Genomic DNA, 10,320 nt, shown 5'->3' with positions numbered 1-10,320 from the left:
GGATGGTGGTGAATGGACCGGTGGAGATAACAGAACAGCAACAATAGAAGAAGAGACTACATTAAACGATGTTTTTGGATTGTATATTTATAATGTCGCTCTTGCTACAGCTCCTTTTTATGCCGGTGATGATGTTACAATAACTTGGAGTTCCTATGGCGTAGATAATGTAAAAATTGAAGCCTGGATTCCCACTGAAGGTATTTGGGATGAATTAATTGCATCAACTCCATCTGACGGAACAGAAGATTTTTCTATCCCGGAAGATGCTTGGAATGATAATTATCAATTAAGAATATCTGATGTTACTAACGCAGCTGTTAATGCTGTAAGTGCAGAGTTTGAAGTTATTGCAAGACCATCAATTTACGAAATCCAATCCAATACTTCAGACGGCGACCTTTCCGATTACGATGGACAAAAGGTTCAAGTTTCCGGTGTTGTAACGGCTATTGCAGGAAGTAATTTCTGGATCCAAACTCCCCCTCTTAAAGATTCGCAATACCCTGAGTGGTCTGCTATCTTTGCTTATGATGCTACCACTGCTGCTGCACTCGCTATTGGAGACGATGTAACCTTAGAAGCTACTGTAGATGAATATTATAATGCTACAGAGCTTGTTAGTGTAACAAGTAGTACAATAAATTCTCAAGGAAACACAATTGCTGCTGTTGCTGTCACTGCTGCTGCTGCTCTTGAGTCTTACGAATCTACTCTAATTACAATTATGGGTGCAGAAGTTACTTCAGAGGCAGATTCATATGGAGAATTTACTATTAACGATGGAACTGCTGATTATACTGTAGATGATAAAATCTTTGCTTACACACCAACTCTTGGTGAAGTTTTAGATGTTACCGGTGTTGTTGCATTCAGCTATGGTGCTTTTAAACTCTATCCAAGAGATGCTGACGATATTACGGTAGCTAGCGGTGTAGGTATTGATGATTTATCAGCTTCTAGTATTAGTGTTTATCCTAACCCAAGTAATGGAAAATTCTATGTCCAAATGGGTGATGCTTTTAAAGTAAATACTAAAATTGAGGTATTTAATATTGTTGGTATGAAAGTTTTTGAAACTTTAAGCAATAATTTTAAAACTGAGATTGACTTAAGTACAATGAAACAAGGCGTTTATTACGTAAGAGTTGATGATGGTGAAAACATTATTACTCAAAAAATAATGAAACAATAGGTTTTATATTTAATCCTAACTTAAGCCCTTCAGAAAAATCTGAAGGGCTTTCTTTTTATCTTTCAATTGGATAAGTAAAATCTTACCTTTGCATTGTCAAATTACTTAGATAAATGCAAAAATATTTATGGGTTCTATTTGTCCTATGGGCAAATATACTCTTTGGTCAAACCTATGGTGATTATTACCAAAGTGCAAGAGGCTTAAAGGATGATGCTTTAAAAACAGCTCTTTATAATATTATTAAAGGTCATACAGAATACTATTATACCTCAAGCTCAACCGATGTTTGGGATATCTTAAAAGAAACCGATAAAGACCCAAACAATCCTGATAATGTAATTTTTCTTTATTCAGGACAATCAATACTTGCAGGAGCTGCCGGAGATGAATACCGATCGGGAAGTGGCTGGAGTAGAGAACATGTTTGGGCCAAGTCGCGCGGTGATTTTGGAACCGACAAAGGTGCAGGAACAGATGTTCACCACTTACGCCCCGAAGATATTAGCGTTAACAGCACCCGTAGTAACCGCTCTTTTGATAACTGTGTAACATGTAAAGAAGTTTGGGATAATGGCGAATTTACAGGTTCTTATACCGATGAGAACTTATGGACTTTTGAGCCTCGTGATGAAGTAAAAGGTGATGTTGCACGTATGATTTTTTATATGGCTGTCCGTTACGAAGGTGAAAACGGAGAACCTGATTTAGAGCTTACAGAAAACCTTCCTGACAAATACGACGACAGTCCATACCATGGTCGACTTTCTACTCTTTTAAGCTGGAATCGTATTGATCCGGTAAGTGATTGGGAGCGTAATAGAAACGAAATTATTTATACTCAATTTCAACATAACAGAAATCCCTTTATCGATATTCCGGAACTTGCAGAATATATTTGGGGAAACGATATTGGAGCAATTTGGTCGACAACAGGGACTGAAGAAGCAGAGAAAGCCACTCTTCTTATTGTACCAAATCCTTCGTCGGGAACATTTAAAATACAAAACCTTGATACAGGAGAATTAAGAATATTTACTGTTGAAGGAAAATGTGTGTTTGAAAAAAATATTACAACTAAGCAAAGCGAGCTAAAGTTGGTATTACCAAAAGGAATTTATTTTTTACAACTTAATTCGAAAAAAGAAATCCAAAATTTAAAAATTGTAATTCAATAAAAACACCATTTAGTTCGTAAAACCTATACATTCAAAAAAAGCATAAATCGTATAGAGAAGCATCACATAAAGCTGTGAGTATTCTTTTCGTGCGTAGCCAAAGCTACGGAAGATAAATGAGCTAAAGCCCAATAAAATCAAGATATTACTTCTATGTTTTCATTTTAGCTTCAAACAACGTCTTCATATCGAACTCGGATAAATATTATATATTTGCTATTGTTAACTAATTTCTAATTAAACAAACATTTAACCATGAACAAACCATTTATACTTTTCGGCATTATTATGCTTTTTGCTTCTTGTCAAACTAGCGAGGAAAAGCTAATTGAAAAAGCACTTAAAATTCACAACAAAGCAATCACTATTGATTCGCATACGGATACTCCCATGCTTTTTACACGAGAAAGTTATGATATGTCAGTCAGGCACGACCCTTATGAAACATCAACAAAAGTTGATTTTCCAAGAATGAAAGAAGGCGGTCTTGATGGTATTTTTATGGCAGTTTTTCTTGGACAAGGACCTCGTGATGAAGAAGGACATGCTAAAGTTACAAGCAAAACACATCAAATCTTCGATTCTATTTATTCCATGCTCGATAAAAATAAAGATATAGCCAGTTTGGCATTAAAAGCTCAAGATATTTATTCCATAGAAAAAGAAGGGAAACGTGCTGTCTACATAGGTATCGAAAACGGTTACGCATTAGGAGGCAAGTTAGATAATGTTGATGTTTTCTATAAAAGAGGAGCTCGTTATATAACTCTTTGTCATACCAAAAATAATGACCTTTGCGATTCCAGTACAGATACAATTGAGCATAATGGAGTTAGTAAGTTTGGAAAAGAAGTTATAGCAAAAATGAATCGTTTAGGGATGCTCGTTGATGTTTCTCATATTTCAGATAAATCATTTTATGATGTAATTGAACTAAGTACATCTCCTGTAATTGCGTCTCACTCAAGCTCACGCGCTATTTGCGATTCTCCAAGAAATTTAACCGATGATATGCTTATAAAATTAGCTGAAAATGGTGGCGTTGCTCAGGTTTGTATTTTAAGTTCCTATATAAAGAAAACCCCAACTAATCCTCAAGCCGACAGTATGCGAATGGCTATTCGTAAGAAATATAATAATTATGAAAACCTATCGGATGAACAGCAAAAAGAAGCAGGTAAAGCTTGGCGTTCAATAAACAAACTCTTCCCTCCTATTTTAGCAACAGTACAAGATGTTGTAGATCATATCGACCATATGGTTAAAGTGGCAGGTGTTGATCATGTAGGAATTGGAACCGACTTTGATGGCGGTGGCGGCGTTGATGGTTGTTTTGATGATAGTGAACTACCAAATATTACTATCGAAATGGTAAGAAGAGGCTATAACGAAGAAGATATAATTAAAATTTGGGGCGGAAATTTTTTACGTGTTTTAAGTGAAAATGAAGAATTGGCAAAAATTTAATCCCAAATAAAAGCACAAAAAAAGCTCGGCAAAACCGAGCTTTTTTTTAAAACTAAAAACAATTTAAATTTCTTCTGTTTCTACAATTTTTGCAAGAACGTCAGCATAAGGGAGGAAAAGGAATTTCTTTCCGTCAAACTCTACTTCAGTACCGGCAAACTTCTTGTAAAATACAGTATCACCTTCACTAATTCCTGCATTTTCAATAGCTCCAATTGCAATAACTTTTGCATACTGAGGCTGCTCTTTTGCTGAATCAGGAATGATAATTCCGGAAGCAGTTGTTTGTTCTGCTTTATCTTCTGAAATGTCTAATAAAACATTGTCGTTTAATGGCTGTAACTCTTTCATATACTTATCTCCTATTTATTTTTTTAAATTGTAAAGTTATATCTATTATGTTTCAAATTAATTTATTTATAAATCATTTTCAAACTCCTATTCCCAAAAGGGAATTTATCTTATTCTTATCAAATCCCACAATAATTTGTCCGCCAATATCTGTCTGAGGAACACCTTGTTGTCCGCTTTTCCTTACCATTGCTTCTGCTGCTTTTTGATCTTTTGAAACATCTATATCAGAATATTTAATTCCATGAATATTCAAGTGGTTTTTAAGCGTTGAACACCAACTACAGCTCGGAGTTGAATAAACCGTTACTCTTTTCTGAGGCTTTTCATCATCTGATTTATGTTGCGCAACATAAATATTTCGTTCAAAAACAGAAGTATAAAATTGAACTTCATTACATCCTTTGTAAGTGTTCTTAAATACGGCCTCTTCAAAAGATAAAAGTACAGGCGCCGTTTTAATACCATATTCCGGGTGAATGTCTTTGACATCTTTGACATCAGCAGTAAAAACAACAGTACTATTATCAATAGCCTTTTCAATATTATTTAGAGCGCAGTTACTAACTTTCGAACCACTTTTAAAAATCAAAAGAAAAGCGTTTGGATGTACTTTCAGCTTCTCTAATAAATCTATATGTGATTGTACCGGTATTAATGTCATATTCTCTTTTTTAAGAGCCGTTTTTACAAGGACTGTGCCACTCTAATTAAGCTGAAATTTTGGCAGAATATACCAATAAATTAGTTTAACCTTATCTATAGTCGTAACAAATATTTACTCAAACAAAAATACAGTACCAAAAACAGGAAAATCTGTTTTTCAAATATTTAGCTATATTTGCTCTTTTCCAAACATAGTGTTAAATAATATTAACTAAAATAATAAAGGTGAAAATATTACTTTTTTATAATGATTTTGCAGGAAATGGCAGAGCAAAAAAACAAAAAGAAAACGCATTAAATCTTTTAAGAGATGCCGGACATCAGCTTACTTTAATTTTAACTCTTGGAGGAGAAAAAACTACAAAAACCGTTAAAGAAACAAGTTTTGAAGGTTTTGAAGGTGTAATTGCTGCCGGAGGAGATGGAACATTAATGGAAGTTGCCAATGGTTATATACAAAATCCCTCGACAAAAAAACCGCCTCTTGGTATTTTACCTATTGGAACAGGAAATGCTTTTATTCGCGATTTAGGTTATCAAACAGGTCAAGTAAAAGAAGTTATTGAGAGCCTTGATCCGAAAAAAACAAAATGGGTAGATGCCGGAATTGCACAAAACGGTAGTCATCCTTATTATTTTTTTAATATTATTGGTATTGGATTTACTTCTGATGTTACGGTTACTGCTCAAAAATTTAAATGGCTTGGTAACTTTGCTTATACTATTGGCATTCTTTATAGATCGCTAAACCTTAAAACAGAACCAACTATTATAGAAATAGACGGAAAGAAACACGAATTAGACACCTTATTTGTTGAAGTTTCAAACACACGCTATACTTCGAATTTCCTAATGGCTCCGGCAGCATCATTTAATGATGGTATACTTGATGTTACTATTTTAAAGAAGATGAATACTTTTCAATTGATAAAAGCATTTCCAAAAATATTAACAGGAGATCATATTCATTTAAAAGAGGTTATCAGTCTTAGAGGGAAAGATATAACAATAACTACTAAAAGAAGATCTAAAGCCGTTTCTCCCGATGGAGAATTAAAAGGCAAAACTCCTCTTAAAATTGGAATTAAACATAAAGCTGTAGAGTTCTTTGCTTAAAAGCACAAAAAAGCCGTTGAATCTTTATCCAACGGCTTTCTATATAAAATATATTTTCTAATTAGTTTAGCATAACAGGCATTATCAACATTAAAATATCTTCAGCCTCATTTTCTCCATTAACAGGAACAATTAGACCTGCACGATTAGGAGCTGACATTTCAACAGTAATTTCATCAGTATCCATATTGGATAACATTTCCAATAGGAAACGCGAATTGAAACCTATTTCCATATCTTCACCTGAATAATTACAAGCTAATCGCTCATTAGCAGCATTGGAATAATCTAAATCTTCAGCTGAAAGAACCAATTCTTGTCCTTGAATTTTAAAACGAATTTGATGTGTAGATTGATTTGCATATATAGAAACACGCTTAATAGAGTTATACAAACTTAAACGGTCTACAGACATTTTATTAGGATTATCAACAGGGATAACGGCATCGTAGTTTGGATACTTGCCATCTACTAACTTACAGCTTAACACCAAATTATTGAAAACAAAAACAGCATTCTTCTGAGAGTATTGTAAAACAACCTCTTCTTCATCTTGTGGCAATACATTCTTTAAAAGATTTATTGGCTTTTTAGGTAAGATAAAAGAGATATTTGCTTCACTTTTAACATCAGAACGAGTATAACGAACCAATTTGTGAGCATCGGTAGCAACAAAAGTTGCGCTTTCGGGAGCTAAAGTACAAAATACCCCTGCCATAACTGGACGAAGCTCATCGTTTCCTGTAGCAAATAATGTTTTGTTGAAAGCATTTACCAAAACATTAGAAGGAATTTTAACTTCAACAACATTATCCATTTCTAATGTTTTAGGAAATTCTTCGGCATCGTGACCGGAAAGTTTATATTTTCCTTCACCGGCAGTTATTTCAACTAAAAAATCATTATCAGATACAGAAAAAGTTATTGGTATATTGGCAAATGTTTTTAATGTTTCGATTAAAATCCGAGCAGGAATAGCCACTGTTCCTGATTCATCAGCTTTTTCAAGTTCTAAACTTACTGACATTGTTGTTTCTAAATCAGAACCAGTAATTTTCAATTTATTGCCATCGAGTTCAAATAAAAAATCATCTAAAATTGGTAAAGTGTTTTTGGCATTAATAACACCACTAATGGATTGCAAACTTCTTAAAAGGCTTACACTATTGACTATAAATCTCATCTATTATAGGTTTAAGATTGATTAAATTCATTTTAATGATGTCGTAAAATTATTAAAAATTAATGACTTTATATGATGAATTAATATTTTTATTCACCAACTTATTAAGAAGCAGTAATCCATTTCAAATGTTATAATGGCCAATGATGTAATAGCTCCGCCATTATAAAACCCAGATAATTCCCAAGAGCATAACCAATTATTCCAATAGTAATTCCGGGAACCAAGATTTCTTTATTTTTTAATGCACCGCTAACAACAGGAACAAAAGGCGGACTACAAATTAAAGCCGTACTGGTAATCATCATTGTATCTGTATCAGTTTTAACAAATTTTGAAATGATAAGCTGTAACAAAAGCGAACCGAAAATTACAAAAGTTAAGTAGCCTAATATTTCAAATGTTGGAGATGCAAGATTTGTTAAATCAACCATAGAAGCTACTACTATACTAAAGACCAAAATGAGATACATTCCCAAGTCAAAGGATTCTTTTACTTTATTTACTCCCGGAATAAGAGATGCGAGAATAGAAAAAGTACTTATTCCTAAAATTACAACTATCATTAAATAATCTTCAGGAAAGAGCATTGCCAAACCACCCGAAACAGCAAATATTAACACAGCTAATCCAAAAACTTTAAGGATAGGCCACCAGGCTTTTTTATTAAACAACATATCATAAGCCTCAGTATTTCCTTCTATTTCTGAAGAGGAAAGAGATATTGATTTCTTAAATGAAGGCAAAAAATAATTGAAGAATTTTTGTCCAACGGTAATCAAAAATAAAAAGTAAAAAGCACCTATTATCAAATCGTATGAATGAACCATTATATACGTTGCCGGCTTAACACCTAACATAACATTTAAAGATGCTAAATTTGGAGTGCCTCCGGTATAAACGCCAACAAGTAAACCTCCAACTTTCCAAAATTCAGGATCGCCTTCAGGACTAAAAATTTGATAACCTATAGCTACCGTAAACAGAACACTAAATAAGCCTACTAAAAGTGCTTTTATTGTTGGACCTGCCAAATGAAACCAATCTTTAACTTTTGAAGGAAACAGCAAAAGCGGAATTGCTAATGGAACTGTAATACTTGTAAGGATATCCTGAGTAGCATAAATATCATCGGGCAGTAATTTTGACAAACCAAGTAGTATACCTAAGATATAGGCAACAGCAATAGAACCGATTTTCTTTAATAGTGGGAATCTTTTACAAGCAGCTAAAATAACCGCCGGAGCGACAAAATAAAATGCAACAATTAGTATAATATCTATTCTCATTCGCACAAAGTTAGTCGAATAATTTGTTTACACAAATGCTAATACCAACCAAGAATGCAAATTCTAAAACAAATTCGACTCCTGCACAAGATCTCTTAAACTAGCATAGGTATTTTTTAGAAAGCTAGGAACATTCTCTTTCGACACCCAAACAGCCTCATGAATATCTTCCTCTAATTGCGGTTTTAAAGCTCCACTAAAGTCACTTAACATTAAATACCAAAATGTACGTTTAACTATCCATTTTCCTTTGTAGGTATAAATATGATAAGTTGTAGGTAACTCTCTTACAATCTGAAGATTTCTAACCCCTGTTTCTTCTTCAGTCTCACGTATTGCAGCTTCGGAATTACTTTCGCCCCGCTCTATCTTCCCTTTCGGAAAATCCCAAACACCAAATCGCTTTATCAATAAATAAGTTAAACTACTATGCTGAACTATACCTCCGGCAGCATCTAAAACGAAAAAATAATTTAAAAACTCTTTAAACGGATTTGGTATTTCAAAAGTTGGTTTGAGTACAATATTCTGGTTGAAACTGCCTGTTTTAATCATCTCCGATAAGTTAAAAAGCAAATGTTCACTTACGTTTAATACGTCAAAGCTCTCATTATCAGAAATATTAACATCTTCAGAACAACTAAAGAAAATCCACTTATCATTAATAAAAACTTTATACTTTTGCGTAACAGCTTGCATATTTACCATTGTATATAAATGAGTGTTTTGATAATGAATTATTATTAACGTAAGTCAAAAATAAAGAAAATTTATACGCATATAAAAAGCATATCCACACTTAAAACTAAATAATGCAAAACAATACAAATAATAAAAACGAAGTTGCTCTTCAAATAGCAAAACTGCTATTAAAGGTAAAAGCGGTTAAGCTTCAGCCCGAAAAGCCTTTTACTTGGACTTCGGGATGGAAATCACCTATTTATTGCGATAACCGTCTTACTCTTTCTTATCCTCAAATCCGAACCTATATCCGACAAGAATTTGTAAAAATTATAGAAGAAGAGTTTGGAAGTGTTGATTTAATAGCAGGCGTTGCTACCGGCGGAATTCCCTTGGGTGTTTTAGTAGCTCAAGAGTTAGGTTTGCCTTTCGTTTACGTGCGCTCGTCGCAAAAAAAACACGGTTTAACCAATCAAGTAGAAGGAGTAGCAGAATCCGGACAAAGAGTTGTTGTTATTGAAGACTTAATTTCAACCGGAGGAAGTAGTCTAAAAGCCGTAGAAGTACTTAGAGAGTTAAATTGTGACGTAAAAGGGTTAATAGCTATTTTTAGTTACGATTTTGAAATAGCAAAAAAAGCTTTTGAAAAAGCTAAATGTAAGATATTAACTCTTTCTGATTATAACGCATTAATAGATCAGGCATTAGCCGATGAATTTATACAAGAAAAGGATTTAGAGTCGTTAAAAAAATGGCGAACAGATCCTGCTAAATGGGAAAAATAAAAAACTATGACAACAATCACTAGCCACAAAAAACAAATTCCTGCCTCGGCAGCAACTATTTACGCCTTCCTTAGCAATTTTAACAACTTACAAGACCTTATGCCTGACAAAGTCGTAAACTGGAGTTCAACAGAAAGTAGCTGTGCTTTTACTATTGAGAATATGGCTCATATGAATATGGCATTTGGTGAGAATATTGAAAATGAAAAAATAGAGATGATCTCAGAAGGAAAAAATCCTTTCGACTACAATTTAAGTACAAACATCACTAAAATTGACGATAATAAATCTGAGGTACAAATTGTTTTTAATGCCGATATGAATGCTATGATTGCTATGATGGCAAAAAAACCTTTACAGAGTTTTGTCGATATTTTGGTTGACCGTTTACAGGAAAAATACAGCTAAA

General features: G+C 33.6%; 11 protein-coding genes. 6 read left to right on the top strand and 5 right to left on the bottom strand.

The features are described 5' to 3' along the window. From J7K39_10940 to J7K39_10930, 3 genes are all read left to right on the top strand, one after another. On the top strand, positions 1–1,195 hold a 1,195-nt coding region (locus tag J7K39_10940), incomplete at its 5' end, for a T9SS type A sorting domain-containing protein (GenBank protein MCD6180406.1). Positions 1,196–1,308: 113 nt separating this feature from the next. Then, on the top strand, positions 1,309–2,373 hold the full coding sequence (locus J7K39_10935) for an endonuclease (GenBank protein ID MCD6180405.1): 1,065 nt from the start codon (positions 1,309–1,311) through the stop codon (positions 2,371–2,373). A 255-nt stretch (positions 2,374–2,628) separates the two neighbouring features. Further along, the gene (locus J7K39_10930) at positions 2,629–3,840 is read left to right on the top strand and encodes a dipeptidase (GenBank protein ID MCD6180404.1); all 1,212 of its coding nucleotides are present in this window, start codon (positions 2,629–2,631) and stop codon (positions 3,838–3,840) included. A gap of 63 nt (positions 3,841–3,903) precedes the next feature. Here J7K39_10930 and J7K39_10925 read toward each other — a convergent pair whose 3' ends face one another. Together J7K39_10925 and J7K39_10920 are read right to left on the bottom strand one after the other, a co-directional pair. Continuing rightward, positions 3,904–4,191, bottom strand: a complete 288-nt coding sequence (locus tag J7K39_10925; protein ID MCD6180403.1) for a co-chaperone GroES — start codon at positions 4,189–4,191, stop codon at positions 3,904–3,906. A gap of 79 nt (positions 4,192–4,270) precedes the next feature. Beyond that, a complete protein-coding gene (locus J7K39_10920) occupies positions 4,271–4,855 on the bottom strand; it encodes a hypothetical protein (GenBank protein MCD6180402.1) in 585 nt (194 codons plus the stop codon). A gap of 227 nt (positions 4,856–5,082) precedes the next feature. On the opposite strand from J7K39_10920, the gene J7K39_10915 reads away from it, so the two are divergent. After that, complete coding sequence (locus J7K39_10915) at positions 5,083–5,973, top strand: diacylglycerol kinase family lipid kinase (GenBank protein MCD6180401.1); 891 nt, start codon at positions 5,083–5,085, stop codon at positions 5,971–5,973. A gap of 61 nt (positions 5,974–6,034) precedes the next feature. Here J7K39_10915 and dnaN read toward each other — a convergent pair whose 3' ends face one another. From dnaN to J7K39_10900, 3 genes are all read right to left on the bottom strand, one after another. After that, a complete protein-coding gene (gene dnaN, locus J7K39_10910) occupies positions 6,035–7,156 on the bottom strand; it encodes a DNA polymerase III subunit beta (protein ID MCD6180400.1) in 1,122 nt (373 codons plus the stop codon). 131 nt (positions 7,157–7,287) lie between these two features. Continuing rightward, positions 7,288–8,445: a DUF819 family protein gene (locus tag J7K39_10905; GenBank protein ID MCD6180399.1), complete on the bottom strand. Its 1,158-nt coding sequence runs from the start codon at positions 8,443–8,445 to the stop codon at positions 7,288–7,290. 63 nt (positions 8,446–8,508) lie between these two features. Next, a complete protein-coding gene (locus J7K39_10900; protein MCD6180398.1) occupies positions 8,509–9,153 on the bottom strand; it encodes an NUDIX domain-containing protein in 645 nt (214 codons plus the stop codon). A 104-nt stretch (positions 9,154–9,257) separates the two neighbouring features. Between J7K39_10900 and J7K39_10895 the strand changes: the two genes are divergently transcribed. After that, positions 9,258–9,911: an orotate phosphoribosyltransferase gene (locus J7K39_10895; protein MCD6180397.1), complete on the top strand. Its 654-nt coding sequence runs from the start codon at positions 9,258–9,260 to the stop codon at positions 9,909–9,911. Positions 9,912–9,917: 6 nt separating this feature from the next. Then, on the top strand, positions 9,918–10,319 hold the full coding sequence (locus tag J7K39_10890; protein MCD6180396.1) for a hypothetical protein: 402 nt from the start codon (positions 9,918–9,920) through the stop codon (positions 10,317–10,319). Position 10,320: the final 1 nt, after the last annotated feature.

It is taken from the genome of Bacteroidales bacterium, from assembly GCA_021157585.1.
Classification (GTDB): Bacteria; Bacteroidota; Bacteroidia; order Bacteroidales; family UBA12170; genus UBA12170.
The sequence above is the reverse complement of the archived record's forward strand: the minus strand, read 5'-3'. Positions and strand labels throughout refer to the sequence as shown.